15 protein-coding genes are annotated in these 15943 nt (G+C 70.3%); 10 read left to right on the top strand and 5 right to left on the bottom strand.

The annotated features are described in order from the left end of the window. Positions 1-81 precede the first annotated feature (81 nt). Entirely contained in the window at positions 82-1524 is a 1443-nt protein-coding gene (locus BX286_RS11615; RefSeq protein ID WP_121014935.1) for a regulator, read from the bottom strand. Positions 1525-1698: 174 nt separating this feature from the next. Between BX286_RS11615 and BX286_RS36520 the strand changes: the two genes are divergently transcribed. The 5 genes from BX286_RS36520 (at position 1699) to BX286_RS11590 (ending at position 5222) form a co-directional block, all read left to right on the top strand. Continuing rightward, entirely contained in the window at positions 1699-2127 is a 429-nt protein-coding gene (locus BX286_RS36520; RefSeq protein ID WP_187344315.1) for a hypothetical protein, read from the top strand. Between the two features lie 77 nt (positions 2128-2204). After that, entirely contained in the window at positions 2205-3026 is an 822-nt protein-coding gene (gene lipB / locus BX286_RS11605) for a lipoyl(octanoyl) transferase LipB (RefSeq protein WP_079426352.1), read from the top strand. Positions 3027-3149: 123 nt separating this feature from the next. Then, on the top strand, positions 3150-4097 hold the full coding sequence (lipA, locus tag BX286_RS11600) for a lipoyl synthase (protein WP_079426350.1): 948 nt from the start codon (positions 3150-3152) through the stop codon (positions 4095-4097). Between the two features lie 224 nt (positions 4098-4321). Next, positions 4322-4519 (top strand): hypothetical protein, encoded by a 198-nt coding sequence (locus tag BX286_RS11595; protein ID WP_079426347.1) that lies wholly within the window; start codon positions 4322-4324, stop codon positions 4517-4519. Between the two features lie 10 nt (positions 4520-4529). Beyond that, positions 4530-5222, top strand: coding sequence for a DUF4191 domain-containing protein (locus tag BX286_RS11590; protein WP_079426345.1), 693 nt, complete (start codon positions 4530-4532; stop codon positions 5220-5222). Between the two features lie 102 nt (positions 5223-5324). Here BX286_RS11590 and BX286_RS11585 read toward each other — a convergent pair whose 3' ends face one another. Further along, on the bottom strand, positions 5325-5792 hold the full coding sequence (locus BX286_RS11585; protein ID WP_079426343.1) for an RDD family protein: 468 nt from the start codon (positions 5790-5792) through the stop codon (positions 5325-5327). 190 nt (positions 5793-5982) lie between these two features. On the opposite strand from BX286_RS11585, the gene glnA reads away from it, so the two are divergent. Together glnA and BX286_RS11575 are read left to right on the top strand one after the other, a co-directional pair. Beyond that, positions 5983-7392 carry a type I glutamate--ammonia ligase gene (gene glnA / locus BX286_RS11580; RefSeq protein ID WP_042815812.1) on the top strand — a complete coding sequence of 470 codons (1410 nt, stop codon included), beginning with the start codon at positions 5983-5985 and terminating at the stop codon, positions 7390-7392. Positions 7393-7575: 183 nt separating this feature from the next. Next, on the top strand, positions 7576-7836 hold the full coding sequence (locus BX286_RS11575; RefSeq protein ID WP_079426341.1) for a hypothetical protein: 261 nt from the start codon (positions 7576-7578) through the stop codon (positions 7834-7836). 46 nt (positions 7837-7882) lie between these two features. Here the strand turns inward: BX286_RS11575 and BX286_RS11570 are convergent, their stop codons facing one another. Beyond that, on the bottom strand, positions 7883-8536 hold the full coding sequence (locus BX286_RS11570; protein WP_079426339.1) for a TetR family transcriptional regulator: 654 nt from the start codon (positions 8534-8536) through the stop codon (positions 7883-7885). An 87-nt stretch (positions 8537-8623) separates the two neighbouring features. Between BX286_RS11570 and BX286_RS11565 the strand changes: the two genes are divergently transcribed. From BX286_RS11565 to BX286_RS11555, 3 genes are all read left to right on the top strand, one after another. Further along, the gene (locus tag BX286_RS11565; protein ID WP_100863768.1) at positions 8624-9400 is read left to right on the top strand and encodes an SDR family NAD(P)-dependent oxidoreductase; all 777 of its coding nucleotides are present in this window, start codon (positions 8624-8626) and stop codon (positions 9398-9400) included. Between the two features lie 104 nt (positions 9401-9504). Next, complete coding sequence (locus BX286_RS11560) at positions 9505-11049, top strand: IS1182 family transposase (RefSeq protein ID WP_121014934.1); 1545 nt, start codon at positions 9505-9507, stop codon at positions 11047-11049. 97 nt (positions 11050-11146) lie between these two features. After that, on the top strand, positions 11147-12256 hold the full coding sequence (locus BX286_RS11555) for an IS630 family transposase (protein ID WP_100861852.1): 1110 nt from the start codon (positions 11147-11149) through the stop codon (positions 12254-12256). A 56-nt stretch (positions 12257-12312) separates the two neighbouring features. Here BX286_RS11555 and BX286_RS11550 read toward each other — a convergent pair whose 3' ends face one another. Further along, a complete protein-coding gene (locus BX286_RS11550; RefSeq protein ID WP_079431677.1) occupies positions 12313-12831 on the bottom strand; it encodes a DUF4240 domain-containing protein in 519 nt (172 codons plus the stop codon). Between the two features lie 221 nt (positions 12832-13052). Next, entirely contained in the window at positions 13053-15734 is a 2682-nt protein-coding gene (gene aceE / locus BX286_RS11545; RefSeq protein ID WP_121014933.1) for a pyruvate dehydrogenase (acetyl-transferring), homodimeric type, read from the bottom strand. Positions 15735-15943 lie beyond the last annotated feature (209 nt).

Below are 15943 nucleotides of genomic sequence, written 5' to 3'. Positions count from 1 at the left end.
CCTGACGAGCCCGGCCCGACGGCAGCGGCCGGGGTCCAGCCCGCCACCGGCCGGGGTCCGCCCGTGCGGACCCCGGCCGGGTCAGGGCAGCGCCGACACCCGGTCCCGGTACGTCCGGACCGCCGCCGCGTCCCGGTACGGTTCCAGCCGGCGTTCGAAGTCGCGCACGTACTCCACCGCCCGCACCGACCGCATCTCGCTCGCCTGCTGCGCCGCCTCCGCCCCCAGCGCGCACGCCTGGTCCAGCTCCCCCAGCCCCAGCCGGGCCGTCGCCAGCACCACCCGGCAGAACAGCCGCGAGCGCGCGTACCCGGGCGCGCGCAGCTGGAGCGAGCGCTCCGCGTGCTGGGCCGAGGCCCGGTACTGCTGGAGGTCGCGGTGGCAGTGCCCGAACTCGTCGGCCAGCTGCCCCTCGTCGAAGGCCCGCGCCCAGTGCGGTACGTCGTCCCCGGGCCGGGCCGCGCCCAGCGACCGCTCGGCCCGCACCAGGGAGGCCGTCGCCGCCCGGACCTCGCCCAGCACCGCGTGCCCCCGCGCCTCCGCCGCGTGCAGCAGCGCCTGCACCACCGGCGGCGGACCGGAACCCACGCCCTGCTGGGCGACCCGGGCCAGCTGCACCGCCTCCCGGCCGTGCCCGAGGTAGACCGCCTGGCGACTCATCGTGACCAGCACGTACGACCCGTACGGCCGGTCCCCGGCGGCCTGCGCCAGCCGCAGCGCCTGGACGAAGTACCGCTGGGCCAGCCCGTGCGCGGCGATGTCGTACGAGGTCCAGCCCGCGAGCCGGGTCAGGTCGGCGGCGGCCGAGAACAGCCGGCGCCCGGTGGTCTCCCCGTACGTGCCGCGCAGCATCGGCTCGGCCTCGTGCTCCAGGTAGCGCACCAGGGCCTGGCGGGCGTGGCCGCCGCCGTAGGCGTGGTCCAGGGTGCGGAACAGCTCGCTGACCGACCTCAGAGCCGCGATGTCACCGCTCGTGACCCGCTGCCCGGGGCCCCGGTCGATCTGCCGCTGCCGGGGCACCGTGGTGCGGCCCTGCGCCGGGACCCGGCCGGCGGCGGCGGGGTCCGCGCCGCGTCCCACCCGTTCGTCGGGCCGCCCGATCAGCCAGTCGCGGCTGGGCACCACCAGCCCGGCCGGGGTGAAGGCGATCTTGCGCAGCTCCGCGTGCGAACCGGAGTCCTTGCGCCACAGCCCGCTCGCGATGTCCACGGCCTCCTCCGGGGTGGCCGCGAACTCCAGCCCCGCGTACACGGGGGCGCACGCGTCCAGGCCCAGGTCCTGAGCCGACAGCCGCCGCCCGAGGCGCCTGGTGAAGACCTCCGCGATCAGCGCGGGCGTGGTGCCGCGGGGCTGCTGGCCGCGCAGCCACCGGGTCACGGAGGTCTTGTCGTACCGCAGATCCAGCCCGTGCTCCAGCCCCAGCTGGTCGACGCGGCGGGCGAGCCCTGCGTTGGAGAACCCGGCTTCCGCGATCAGCGCGGCGAGCTGCCGGTTGGGGACGCGCTGGGCAGGTCGTTCCGTCATCGGCTCCACGGTTCCCGTACGTGACGGACCGGAGTCCCGGCCCTGTGAACGGCGTGAATGTAGCGGCGAACTCCGCCTGTGCCGCCCTCTCTGCCCCACATTCATCCGATCGTGTGCAGAATGTGTGGGGTGCTTTACGGACGGGTCCACGACCTCCGCGTAAGCTGCGCCCCCATGAGCCGCCGACCTCGCGGGGCGCATCCGCCCGACGCGCACGCGAACCCGCAGCCCGGCGCCCCGCTGCCCGCCCCCGAGCTGACCGAGGGGCAGTGCCGCCGCTGCGGCACCCACATCGCGGGGCTGGACGGGCGCTACGCCTGCGGGGTGTGCGGCTGGGTCAACGACCATTCCGAGGGCCACCGCCGGCTGCCGCGGGCCGACGAGGACCCGGACCGCCCCCCGGCCGGCCGCAGGCGCCCCCGCCTCCTCCCCGCCCCCGGTCCCACGACCGAGCCCGGCACCGAGCCCACGACCGAGCCCGCCCCCGGTCCCACGACCGAGCCCGGCACCGAGCCCACGACCGAGCCCGCCCCCGGTCCCACGACCGAGCCCGGCACCGAGCCCACCACCGGGCCTGGTCCCGCTGCCGTCCCGGGGCCCTGAGGGGCCGCGCGGGGGCCGCCGTACTCTGGACCGGTGCGGATACGTGCACACAGCAGGTTCAACGAGGAGGCGCTGCGGTGACTGAGCTTCGGTTTGTCCATCTGGGCTTCGGGCCGGAATCCGTCGAGTACACCGAGGCCTGGGAGGAGCAGCGGCGCGTCCACGCGGCCCGCTTCGCCGACGAGATCGACGACACCTGCCTGATGGTGGAGCACGAGCCCGTCTACACCGCCGGCCGGCGCACCGACCCCAGCGAGCGCCCCCTCGACGGCACCCCCGTCATCGACGTGGACCGCGGCGGCAAGATCACCTGGCACGGCCCGGGCCAGCTGGTCGGCTACCCGATCATGAAGCTGCCCCGCCCGGTCGACGTGGTCGCCCACGTCCGCCGCCTGGAGGAGGCGCTCATCCGCACCGCGGCCGAGTTCGGCGTGGAGACCACCCGGGTCGAGGGCCGCTCCGGCGTCTGGGTGCTCGGCGACCCCGTGGAGGAGCGCCCGAAGATCGGCGGCCTGTCCCTGGACTTCGACCCCCGGATAGGCGACGACGAGTTCGACGCCCGCCTCAACGGCCCCGAGTACGCCCCGTCCAACGCCGGCCAGCGCCGCGAGGACCGCAAGCTCGCCGCGATCGGCATCCGCGTCGCCAAGGGCGTCACGATGCACGGCTTCTCCTTCAACGTGAACCCGGACAGCACCTGGTTCGACCGGATCATCCCCTGCGGGATCCGGGACGCCGGTGTGACCTCGCTCTCGTACGAGCTGGGCCGGGAGATCACCATCGCCGAGGTGCTGCCGGTCGTCGAGCGGCACCTGAAGGACGTGCTGGAGCACGCCGAGCTGAAGCCGCGCGAGATCGAGCGCGAGGCCCGGCCCGAGCCCGCCCCGGCCGCCGGCTGACGGCCGGGGGGGAAGCCGGGGGGAATGCGTCCGGCGGTCCCCGGGTTGGCCGGACGTAAGAGCGTACGAATTACGGGCGTACCCTGGTGGGCGCCGAAGAATCGAAGTCACAGGGAGCCGGTCGTGTCCGCAGTCGCACCCGACGGACGCAAGATGCTGCGCCTGGAGGTCCGCAACAGCCAGACCCCCATCGAGCGCAAGCCCGAGTGGATCAAGACCCGGGCGAAGATGGGTCCCGAGTACACGAAGATGCAGAACCTCGTGAAGGGCGAGGGGCTGCACACGGTGTGCCAGGAAGCCGGCTGTCCGAACATCTACGAGTGCTGGGAAGACCGCGAGGCCACGTTCCTCATCGGCGGCGACCAGTGCACCCGGCGCTGCGACTTCTGCCAGATCGACACGGGCAAGCCCGAGGCCCTGGACCGTGACGAGCCCCGCCGCGTCGGCGAGTCCGTGGTCACGATGGACCTGAACTACGCCACCATCACCGGCGTCGCCCGCGACGACCTGGCCGACGGCGGCGCCTGGCTGTACGCGGAGACCGTGCGCCAGATCCACCAGCAGACGGCGGGCCGCGAGGGCGGCCACACCAAGGTCGAGCTGCTGGCCCCCGACTTCAACGCCGTCCCGGAGCTGCTGGAGGAGGTCTTCGCCTCCCGCCCCGAGGTCTTCGCGCACAACGTCGAGACCGTGCCCCGGATCTTCAAGCGGATCCGCCCCGGCTTCCGCTACGAGCGCTCGCTCGACGTGATCCGGCAGGCCCGTGCCTACGGCCTCGTCACCAAGTCCAACCTGATCCTGGGCATGGGCGAGGAGCGCGAGGAGGTCTCGGAGGCGCTGAAGGAGCTGCACGAGGCGGGCTGCGAGCTCATCACCATCACCCAGTACCTGCGCCCCTCGCCGCGCCACCACCCCGTGGAGCGCTGGGTGAAGCCGGCCGAGTTCGTCGAGCTGGCGAAGGAGGCCGAGGAGATCGGTTTCTCCGGCGTGATGTCCGGCCCGCTGGTCCGGTCGTCCTACCGCGCGGGCCGTCTTTACGCGCAGGCGATGGAGAAGCGCGCGGAAGCGTGATCCACTTCGTCACACTCCGTGTGAAGTCGGGCACAATAACTTACTAATCGGTAATGCGTGATGGCGCGGCCCCTAGGCTCTTTCATTGGGAGAGCCCGGCGGGCCGCGTCAATCTTTCATCACGTTTGACCCACCGGTCATGCCCTGGTAACACCAGTGAGTGACGCTGGATCCACGCACCGCACACGCCACCGATGCGAGTACCGAGAGTAGGGACCGACATCATGCAGGCCGCGCCCGTCCGCGCCATCGCCATTCCGTCCTTCAGTGAGGCCTTCCGCGGCATCGAATCGCTGCTCATGAGCGGTGCCCGCCGCAACGCCTGGACGGCCGTCCTGGAGGACCGCCGCAGGGCCAAGGACCGGGTGGAAACCGAGCACGTACTCGAGGCCGCGGCCACCCGTACCCCGCAGGCCACGTAAACTTCGCCTCATGGCGAGGAAGTCAAACGCAGAGACTGCTGCGAACCCCGGGCGACTGAAGCAGATCGCCCTGACGTACAAGATGACGCGCAAGGCCGACCCGAAGGTCGGTCTGATCGTCGCGGGCGTGGGAATCGTCACCTTCGGTGTCTTTCTTGCGATCGGCTTCCTGATCGGCCACCCGGTCTACCTGGGCATCCTGGGCTTCCTGGTGGCGTTCCTCGCGATGGCGATCGTCTTCGGACGGCGGGCCGAGCGGGCTGCCTTCGGGCAGATGGAGGGGCAGCCGGGCGCTGCCGCGGCCGTACTGGACAACGTGGGACGGGGCTGGAGCACCACCCCGGCCGTCGCGATGAACCGCAGCCAGGACATCGTCCACCGGGCCGTCGGCAAGGCGGGCGTGGTCCTGATCGCCGAAGGCAACCCCAACCGGGTGAAGTCCCTGCTCGCGGCCGAGAAGAAGAAGCTGGCCCGGATCATGCCCGACGTCCCGGTCCACGACTTCATCGTGGGCAACGGCGAGGGCGAGGTGCCGCTCAAGAAGGTCCGCACGACGCTTCTGAAGCTGCCGCGCGTCCTGGCGGGCCCCCAGATCACCCAGGTCAACGACAAGCTGCGGGCCATGGGCGACCTGATGAGCAACATGCCCATCCCGAAGGGTCCGGTCCCCGGGCGCGGCATGCGCGGCCAGCGCCCGCGCTGACCGTACGCTCGTACGCCCTTCGCCACACGTATACGAAAAACAGGAGCGCCCTGCGAGCCGTCCGGCCCGCAGGGCGCTCCCGCGTTCGCTTTCGTTTCCGTGTCAGATGCGGACCTGGACCGCGCCCGAGAGCCGGTCGTGCAGTCCGCGGCCGTCCCGGTCCCAGACCAGCGCCGGGACGACCAGGGCCAGCAGCACCGTACGGAACGCCACGCGCAGGAGGCCGAGGCGGCCGCCGTGCTGCGAAATCACCCGGAGGCCGAGGATCCGCTTGCCGGGAGTGAAGCCCACCGTGCCCACGGTGAGGATCGACAGGACCACGAAGAGCCCCAGCGTCCAGTTGCCGGCCGAGGCCAGGTCGCCATGGGTGATGAGCCCGTATGCGATCAGCTGGCAGCCGATCCAGTCGATGGCCACCGCGCCGAGCCGGCGCCCGAAGCGGGCCACGGAGCCGGGGCCCGACTGCGGCAGGCCGAGCTGCTGGCCCGGATAGCCGAAGTCGACGCCCATCTCCTCGGCGGCCGCGCGGGGGCCGGAGAGCCAGGAACCGATTGCTTGCCTGTTGTCCACTCCACCACGGTACCGGTGCGCTTCGACGCGACCTGGACGGGACCCTGGTTAACTTGTGCGAAACAAATGGGTCATGCTTGGGAAATCCCGTCTGCTTATGGTCGGTCAGCGTGCGGCACCGCACTGACGCACCGCACCACGAGCTATAAAGCCCGTCCCTGCCCCGGGGACCGGGAGTAGGAGGAGTTGGATGTTCAAGAACGCCGACGAAGTGAAGCAGTACATCGAGGAGAACGACGTCAAGTTCGTCGACGTCCGCTTCTGCGACCTGCCTGGTGTGATGCAGCACTTCACCATCCCGGCGCGAGCGTTCGACCCGGCGGAGGAGCTCGCCTTCGACGGTTCCTCGATCCGCGGCTTCCAGGCGATCCACGAGTCGGACATGGCGCTGCGTGCCGACATCACCACCGCGCGTCTGGACCCGTTCCGCAAGGACAAGACGCTCAACATCAACTTCTTCATCCACGACCCGATCACGGGTGAGGCCTACAGCCGCGACCCGCGCAACATCGCGAAGAAGGCCGAGGCCTACCTCGCCTCGACCGGCATCGCCGACACCGCGTTCTTCGGCCCCGAGGCCGAGTTCTACGTGTTCGACAGCGTGCGCTTCGCGACCTCCGCGAACGAGGGCTTCTACCACATCGACTCCGAGGCCGGCGCCTGGAACACGGGCTCCGAGGAGAACAACCGCGGCTACAAGGTCCGCTACAAGGGTGGTTACTTCCCCGTAGCCCCGGTCGACCACTTCGCCGACCTGCGCGCCGAGATCTCCCTCGAGCTGGACGCCCAGGGCCTCCAGGTCGAGCGCCAGCACCACGAGGTCGGCACCGGTGGCCAGGCCGAGATCAACTACAAGTTCAACACGCTGCTCGCCGCGGCCGACGACCTGATGCTCTTCAAGTACATCGTGAAGAACGTCGCCTGGCGCAACGGCAAGACCGCGACCTTCATGCCGAAGCCGATCTTCGGTGACAACGGCTCGGGCATGCACGTCCACCAGTCCCTGTGGGCCGGCGGCGAGCCGCTCTTCTACGACGAGGCCGGCTACGCGGGCCTGTCGGACACCGCCCGCTACTACATCGGCGGCATCCTCAAGCACGCCCCGTCGCTCCTCGCCTTCACCAACCCGACGGTGAACTCGTACCACCGCCTGGTCCCGGGCTTCGAGGCGCCGGTCAACATGGTGTACTCGCAGCGCAACCGCTCCGCCGCCATGCGCATCCCGATCACGGGCTCGAACCCGAAGGCCAAGCGCGTCGAGTTCCGCGCGCCGGACCCGTCCTCGAACCCGTACCTCGCCTTCTCGGCGCTGCTCCTCGCGGGCCTCGACGGCATCAAGAACAAGATCGAGCCGATGGAGCCGATCGACAAGGACCTCTACGAGCTCTCCCCGGACGAGCACGCGAACGTCCCGCAGGTCCCGACCAGCCTCGAGGACGTCCTCAAGGCCCTGGAGGAGGACCACGAGTACCTCCTGGCCGGCGGTGTCTTCACCCCCGACCTGATCGAGACCTGGATCGACTACAAGCGCACGCACGAGATCGCCCCGATCGCGCAGCGTCCGCACCCGCACGAGTTCGAGCTCTACTTCGACCTGTAAAAAAAGTCGTAAATCGGCCCGCTGAGGCGGGATCGTGCCTGCTGGGAGGCCCCCCGCCGCTCTTTTCGGAGAGCGGCGGGGGGCCTCCTGCCTTTGACAGGCCGCCCAACCGGAGTAACGGTTGATTGGGACGTAAAAGCCCGATAAGCCCGATAAGCGATACATGTTCGGAGGTGCATGACAATGCGCCGTAGGATCATCGGTGCCGCCGTCGCGGGCGCCGCGGGAATCACCCTGGCGCTGCTGCCGCTGAGCAGCGCGTCCGCCCACGACCACGACGGCAACTGGAACCGCTCTAGCCACTCCCGGTGGGCCAACAACTGGGACGATGACGACGACTGCGGCAACGGCAACTGGCGCAGCGGCTGGCACCACCACGGCAACCACGACTGGGGCCGCTGGGACAACGCCAACTGGAGTGACGACTGGGGCGGCTGGCGCTGACCCCGCCCGAAGCGCTCGATCTCTTCCCGGTGCCCCTGCCCCGCGCTCAGCGGAGCAGGGGCATCGCGCCGGTCAGCTCCCGCAGGCAGCGCACCGCGAGGTCGGCGGGGGAGCCGGGGCCCGAGACCGGGGCGTCGCCGGCGGACCACAGCTCCAGTGCGACGCGGATCGCGCCGGTGGCGGCCGCGGACACCAGGCGCACGGACATCTCGTCCGCCTCCGGACCCGCCAGCCGGGCCACGATCGGCACCAGGCGCTCCTCGGACTCCTGGTTCACCCGGTACCAGACGGCGCGCAGGGCCTCGTCCGTGGCGGCCGCGCGCAGCAGGCCGCGGGTGACCTCCAGGCCCTCCTCGACGGCCTTGGAATCGCTTAGGGCGCGGGTCACGGCCCGCTCCAGGGCCTGCGCCAGCGGGGTGGCGGGGTCCTCTTCGGCCAGCAGGGCGCGCCAGGCGTCGCCGCCGCCCGCGAGCAGCGGGGCCACGGCCTCCTGCTTGTTGCGGAAGTAGCGGTAGAACGTGCGCAGCGCGACCCCCGCCCGGTGCGCGATGTCCTCCGCGGTGGTCCCGTCGGGGCCGTGCGCGGCGAAGAGCTCGCAGGCGGCGCGGGCGATGTCCAGCTGGGTGGCGGCCTTGCGGCGCTCCGTCAGCGACTGGGCTCCGGAGCCGCTCTGGGGGGAGTAGGGGCGGGGAGATCTCACGGGTGAAGCGTACCGCCAGTCCGATCAGATGGATGCAATTGATGCCAGTCTGGCAAAACGTGTCATCTTCTCGGTACGCTGCACCCCATGAACCGTTACGAAGGACGTCGCGTCCTCATCACCGGCGGCGGCTCCGGCATCGGCCGGGCCACCGTGCACCGCATTCTGTCCGAGGGCGGCCGCGTCCACACCGTGGACGTCAACGAGGCCGGCCTCAAGGCCACCGCCGAGCAGGCGGCCGCCGACGGCCACGCCGGCCGGCTGACCACCGCCGTCCTGGACATATCCGACGAGGCCTCGGTCAAGGAGGGCGTCGCCGCCGCCGTCGACGCCCTCGGCGGCGACAGCTTCGACGTACTGGTCAACGCGGCGGGCATCCTGCGCTCCGCGCACACCCACCAGACCACCCTGGACTTCTGGAACAAGGTCATCGCGGTCAACCTGACCGGCACCTTCCTGATGATCCGCGAGTCCCTGCCCGCCCTGCTGGCGGGCGACCAGCCGGTCGTCGTGAACTTCAGCTCCACCTCGGCGAGCTTCGCGCACCCCTACATGTCCGCCTACGCGGCCAGCAAGGGCGGCATCCAGTCGATGACCCACGCCCTCGCCGCCGAGTACAGCAAGCAGGGCCTGCGCTTCGTCTCCGTCGCCCCCGGCTCCATCGAGAGCGGCATGACCACCGGCACCGGCCCGGGCCTGCCCGAGGACACCGACTGGTCCCTGTTCACCAAGCTGGCCCCCGCCCTCGGCCAGGGCTTCGCCGGCCCCCAGACCGTCGCCGGCGTCGTCGCGATGCTGGGCTCCGAGGACGGCGCCTTCATCACCGGCACCGAGATCCGCATCGACGGCGGCACCCACTACTAGAAGACTGATGAAGATGTTGGGTTCTGGCCCCGCCGCGTCAGCGGTGGGGCCAGACTCGTGTTGTGGTTCAAGGGGAGTGGGTCGGGGAGACGGTCGGACCTGATGTGTGGGCGACGTGCCGGGAGTTGATTCCGGCTGGGAGTGTGTTCGCGTTCCTGGCCGAGCACCGTGGCCGGTTGTTCCCCGCGGCGATGTTCGCGGACATGTATCCGTCGGCGAACGGGCGGCCGTCCATGCCGCCGCAGATTCTGGCCGCGGCGATCACATTGCAGGCCCTGCACGGCATGTCGGACTTCGAGACGGTCCAGGAACTGCGGTGTGACCTGCGGTGGAAGGCCGCGTGCGGGCTGGGACTGCATGACACCGCGTTCGACCCGTCGCTTCTGGCGTACTTCCGGCGCCGGCTGGCCCGCTCCACCAGCCCGAACCGGGCCTTCGAGGCCGTGCGGGAGGTCGTGAAGGCCACCGGGGTGTTGAAGGGCAAGCACCGGCGGGCACTGGACTCCACCGTGCTGGACGACGCGGTCGCCACCCAGGACACCGTCACCCAGATCATCGGCGCCATCCGGGTGGTGATCCGGGAAGTCCCCGGCGGCGCCGAGGCTGCCGCCGCGCAGTGCACCGCCCACGACTACACCGACCCGGGCAAACCCCGCATCACCTGGAACGATGCCCAGGCACGAGCCAACCTGGTCGACGCGCTCGTCGGCGACGCGGTCAGACTGCTCGGGCATCTGCCCGAGCAGGAACTGGGCGAGAAGGCAGCGAACGCGGTCGGCATCCTCGCGCTGGTCGCCGGGCAGGACGTGGAACCGGCCGAGGACTCCGACGGCCGTGACGGCCGCTGGCGCATCACCCAAGGGACCGCCCCGGACCGGATGATCTCCACCGTCGACCCCGAGTCCCGGCACATCCACAAGACCCGCTCCCATCAGCAGGACGGATACAAGGCCCACCTCGCCGTCGAGCCGGAGACCGGGTTATACACCGCCGTCGCCCTGCGGCCCGGGGCCGGGCCAGAGCACCACGAGGCAGCCGTCGGCCTTGAACTGCTGGCCGAGGAGGACACCCCGGTGGACGCCTTCGGTGACACCGCCTACTCCACCGGCGACGCCCGCCAGGCCCTCGAAGAGGCCGGACACCGGCTGTTCCTCAAACCCGCCCCGCTGCGGCCGGCCGTCCCAGACGGCTTCACCCTCGACGACTTCGCCATCGACACCTCGGCCGCCACCGTGACCTGCCCCCAAGGCCACACCGTCGGCCTGTCCGAGCCCGGCGGCCGCCACCACCAGCGCAGGGCCGTCTTCGGGAACGTGTGCACCCGATGCCCGCTGCGTGAGCAGTGCACCAAGGCCAAAGCCGGACGCGTCCTGACCATCCGCCCCCACCACGATCTCCAAGCCGCGGCCCGCCGCCAGGCCGCCACCGACCCCGCCTGGCAGGCCGACTACCGCCGCTGGCGGCCACCAGTCGAACGTGCCGTCGCCTGGCTCGTCCACCACGGCAACCGCCGACTCCGCTACCGGGGCACCATCAGCAACAACGCCTGGCTCCACACCCGAGCAGCCGCCCTCAACCTCCGCCGCCTGATCAACCTCGGACTCACCCACACAGGCGGCACCTGGCACCTCGCACCAGCCATCACATAACCAGAGGGGCCGCCCGGCCTACGGCCGGACGGCCCCTCAACAAGATCTTCATCAGTCTTCTAGTGTCCTGAGTCTTAAATTTCCATATAGTTGAGGCATGACGCGCCCGGGACCGAAGCTTGCGCCGCTGGATTTGACTGATGCTGAGCGATCAGTGTTGGAGGGGTGGGTGCGGCGGCGTAAGTCCGCGCAGGACATGGCGATGCGGGCCCGTGTGATCCTGGCCTGTGACGATGTCGGGGAGGACGGCTTTCCCGTGTCGACGCGTGCGGTGATGGAGCGGGTCGGGGTGTCCCGCGACACCGTCTCGAAGTGGCGTAAGCGTTTCCTGGCGGACCGTCTCGACGGGTTGTCGGACGAGCCGCGTCCGGGCCGGCCCCGCACGGTGATGGACGAGCAGGTCGCCGATCTGATCGCCCGGACGCTGGAGTCGAAGCCGGAGAACGCCACGCACTGGTCGACCCGGTCGATGGCGAAGAAGACCGGGCTGTCGCAGTCGACCGTTTCCCGGGTGTGGCGGGCTTTCGGCTTGCAGCCGCACCGGTCCGAGACGTTCAAGCTATCCACGGACCCGTTCTTCGTCGACAAGGTCCATGACGTGGTGGGGCTGTATCTCGATCCGCCGGAGCGGGCGCTGGTGCTGTGTGTGGACGAGAAGTCGCAGATCCAGGCGCTGGACCGGTCCCAGCCGGTGCTGCCGATGATGCCCGGGGTGCCCGAGCGGGCCAGTCACGACTACGTCCGCGCTGGCACCACCACGCTGTTCGCGGCCTTCGACGCGGCCACCGGCAAGGTGATCGGGTCCCTCCACCGCCGGCACCGGGCCGAGGAGTTCAGGAAGTTCCTGAACAAGCTCGACAAGGAGATCCCTGCCGGACTCCAGGTCCACTTGATCTGCGACAACTACGCGACCCACAAGACCGCGGCGGTCAAGAAGTGGCTGCTGGCCCATCCCAGGTTCCACATGCACTTCACGCCCACCAGCTCGTCCTGGCTGAACCTGGTCGAGCGGTGGTTCGCCGAGCTGACGAACAAGCGGATACGGCGAGGAGTCCACAAGTCGGTCCAGGCGCTGGAGAAGGACATCCGCACCTGGATCGACTCATGGAACGAAGACCCCAAGCCGTTCATCTGGACCAAGACTGCCGACCAGATCCTCGAATCCCTCGCCTCGTACTGCCGACGAATTACCGACTCAGGACACTAGGGCCTGTCTGACAATTCCCGCCGGGTCCGGGCCGCCCGGCACGCACGCCCTAGGGATCAGCCCCCGAAGCGTTCCCAGAGCCGGGGGAAGCGCTCCGCGAGCACGGCTTCGTTCTCGAAGTCCAGCGGGGCGCCCTCCGGCTCCTCCGCCTGCAACGGGATCCCCAGGTCCGGGGCCACCGCCCCGGTCAGCTGCTCGTACGCCTCGTCGGCCGCGTACCCCAGCTCCTCCCCGTCCCCGTCGATCTCCTCGTCGAACTCGCCCAGCAGCTCCGCCAGCTGGTCCGGATCGTGCACCGCGCCCTCGAAGACCTCCCGGCCCTGCCCGATCAGCCAGCACCGGAAGTAGTCGAACGCGTCGTCGCTGGCCCCGCCGAGCAGCACCCAGGCGGCCCCCCACAGGTCCCAGGTGTACGCGCGGTTGTACCGCGACTCGAAGTGCCGCGCGAAATCCAGCACGGAGTCGGGATCCAGCTGCGTCAGCCGTTCCACGAGCAGCTCCGCGTGCTCCTCGGGGTCGCCCCCGGCGGCCTCACGGGTACGGTCGACGATCTCCCAGAACTCCGTCTCGTCCATCACGGAATACAGCATCCGGGCTCGCACCCCGCCCCGCCACCGCTCATACGGCCAAAGGCCGGTCCCCGGTCCCCCGCCCGGCCGCATACTCGAAGCGGCAGAGCGTGGAGGCGCGGTGTCGCTCCGGCAGATGGCGGCCGACGGGGACGAGGGCCGGTGGACGACATGAGGCGGCCCGCCCCCGAAGGGACGGGCCGCCTCACGGTCGGACGGGCCCGGGCCTACAGGCCGTAGCGCTCGCGGGCCTCCTTGACGGCCGACGCCGGGACCTCGCCGCGGCGGGCCAGCTGGGCCAGGGCCGCGACCACGATGGACTGCGCGTCGACGCCGAAGTGGCGGCGGGCGCCCTCACGGGTGTCGGAGAGGCCGAAGCCGTCCGTGCCCAGCGAGGTGTAGTCCTGCGGGACCCACTGGCTGATCTGGTCCGGGACCTGGCGCATCCAGTCGGACACCGCCAGGACCGGGCCCGGGGCGCCCTCCAGCACGCGGGTGACGTACGGGGTGCGCTCCTCGCCGCGCAGCAGGGCCTCGTCGCACTCCAGCGCGTCGCGGCGCAGCTCGCCCCACGAGGTGGCCGACCACACGTCGGCGGCCACGTTCCAGTCGGCGGCCAGCAGCTGCTGCGCCTCCAGGACCCAGTGGATCGCCGTACCCGAGGCCATGAGCTGGATCTTCGGGGAGTCGGCGCCGGGGGCGGCCTCCAGGGCGGCGGCCGTGTTGAACCGGTACAGGCCCTTGAGGATGCCCTCCTCCACGCCCTCGGGCATGGCCGGCTGCACCTTCGGCTCGTTGTAGACCGTCAGGTAGTAGAAGACGTCTTCCGGCTGCTCGCCGTACATCCGGCGCAGGCCGTCCTTGACGATGACCGCGATCTCGTACGCGAACGCCGGGTCGTAGTTGAGCGACGCCGGGTTCGTGGACGCGATCAGGTGCGAGTGGCCGTCCGCGTGCTGCAGGCCCTCGCCGGTCAGGGTGGTGCGGCCGGCGGTGGCGCCGACGATGAAGCCCTTGCCGAGCTGGTCGGCGAGCTGCCACATCTGGTCGGCGGTGCGCTGCCAGCCGAACATCGAGTAGAAGATGTAGAACGGGATCATCGGCTCGCCGTGCGTCGCGTACGACGTGCAGGCGGCGATGAAGTCGGCCATGGCGCCGGCCTCGGTGATCCCCTCGTTGAGGATCTGGCCGTCCTTGGCCTCCTTGTAGTACATCAGCTGGTCGCGGTCGACCGGCTCGTACGTCTGGCCCAGCGGCGAGTAGATGCCGGCCGACGGGAACAGGGACTCCATACCGAAGGTACGGGCCTCGTCGGGGACGATCGGCACCCAGCGCTTGCCGGTCTCCTTGTCCCGCATCAGGTCCTTGACGAGGCGGACGAAGGCCATGGTGGTGGCCATCTCCTGCTTGCCGGAACCCTTGATGAGCGGGGCGAAGGAGCGCTCGGCCGGGGCCGGAAGGGCCACGTGGTGGACCTTGCGGGCCGGGGCGGGGCCGCCGAGGGCCGCGCGGCGCTCGTGCAGGTACCGCACCTCGGGGCTGTCGGCGCCCGGGTGGCCGTACGGGACCTTGCCGTCGACGAAGGCGCTGTCCGGGATCGGCAGGCCCAGCAGGTCGCGCATGTCCTTGAACTCGTCGACCGTGAGCTTCTTCATCTGGTGGTTCGCGTTCTTCGACTCGAACCCGGCACCCAGCGTGTGGCCCTTGACGGTCTGCGCCAGGATCACCGTCGGCGCGCCCTTGTGCGCCAGGGCGGCCTTGTACGCGGCGTACACCTTGCGGGGCTCGTGGCCGCCGCGGGAGCTGTGGAAGCACTCGGCGATCTTCGCGTCGGACAGCACGCCGGCCAGCTGCACGAGCTCGGCGTTGGCGCCGAAGAAGTGCTGGCGGATGTAGGCCACGTCGCGGGTCGCGTACGTCTGGAACTGCGCGTCCGGTACCTCGCGGATGCGGCGGACCAGGGCGCCCGTGGTGTCGAGCTGGAACAGCTCGTCCCAGGCGGAGCCCCACAGGGTCTTGATGACGTTCCAGCCGGCACCGCGGAACTGGGCCTCCAGCTCCTGGACCACGCGGAAGTTGGCGCGGACCGGGCCGTCGAGGCGCTGCAGGTTGCAGTTGATGACGAACGTCAGGTTGTCGAGCTGCTCGCGGGAGGCCAGGGCCAGGGCGGCGGTCGACTCGGGCTCGTCCATCTCGCCGTCGCCGAGGAAGGCCCAGACGTGCGAGTTGGAGGTGTCCTTGATGTTGCGGTTCTGCAGGTAGCGGTTGAAGCGCGCCTGGTAGATCGCGGAGAGCGGGCCGAGGCCCATGGAGACCGTGGGGAACTCCCACAGCCACGGCAGGCGCCGCGGGTGCGGGTAGGACGGCAGGCCGTTGCCGCCGGACTCCTGGCGGAAGTTGTCGAGCTGCTGCTCGGAGATGCGCCCGTCGAGGAAGGCGCGGGCGTAGATGCCGGGGGAGGCGTGGCCCTGGATGTAGAGCTGGTCGCCCGATCCGTCGGCCTCCTTCCCGCGGAAGAAGTGCTGGAAGCCGGTCTCGTAGAGCCAGGCCGCCGAGGCGAAGGTGGCGATGTGGCCGCCGACGCCGTACTTGGAGCCGCGGGTCACCATGGCGGCCGCGTTCCAGCGGTTCCAGGCGGTGATCTTGGCTTCCATCTCCTCGTCGCCCGGGAACTCGGGCTCCGCGGAGGTGGGGATGGTGTTGACGTAGTCCGTCTCCAGCAGCTTCGGCAGGGCCAGGCCGGCGGCCTCGGCGTGCTGGAGCGTGCGGCGGAGCAGGTATTCGGCGCGGCGCGTACCGGCGGCCTTGGCGACGGCGTCGAGGGAGGCCGCCCATTCGGCGGTCTCTTCGGTGTCGCGGTCCGGGAGCTGGTCGAGCTCGCTCGGAAGCTTTCCTACGGGGTCGGACATCGGTGTGCGCCGCCTTCCGGACAAAGGAGAGGAGGTGGTGAAGAAAACCCTGACGGGCAGGACAGGGCCGAAGGGCCCGGGTTGGGGCCCGCAGTGACTGTAAATCCCTGATCGATGATCGATCAAATAAAAGTGACGAATATTCGACGCTCTGGCGAAAGTCGGCACCGGGTGCCATGAACACAGGCACGCCGTGCCGGTTTCATCAG

It is taken from the genome of Streptomyces sp. 3211.6 (assembly GCF_003634815.1).
In the GTDB taxonomy this organism is placed as follows: Bacteria; Actinomycetota; Actinomycetes; order Streptomycetales; family Streptomycetaceae; genus Streptomyces; species Streptomyces katrae_A.
This window is presented reverse-complemented; position numbering and strand designations above follow the sequence as displayed.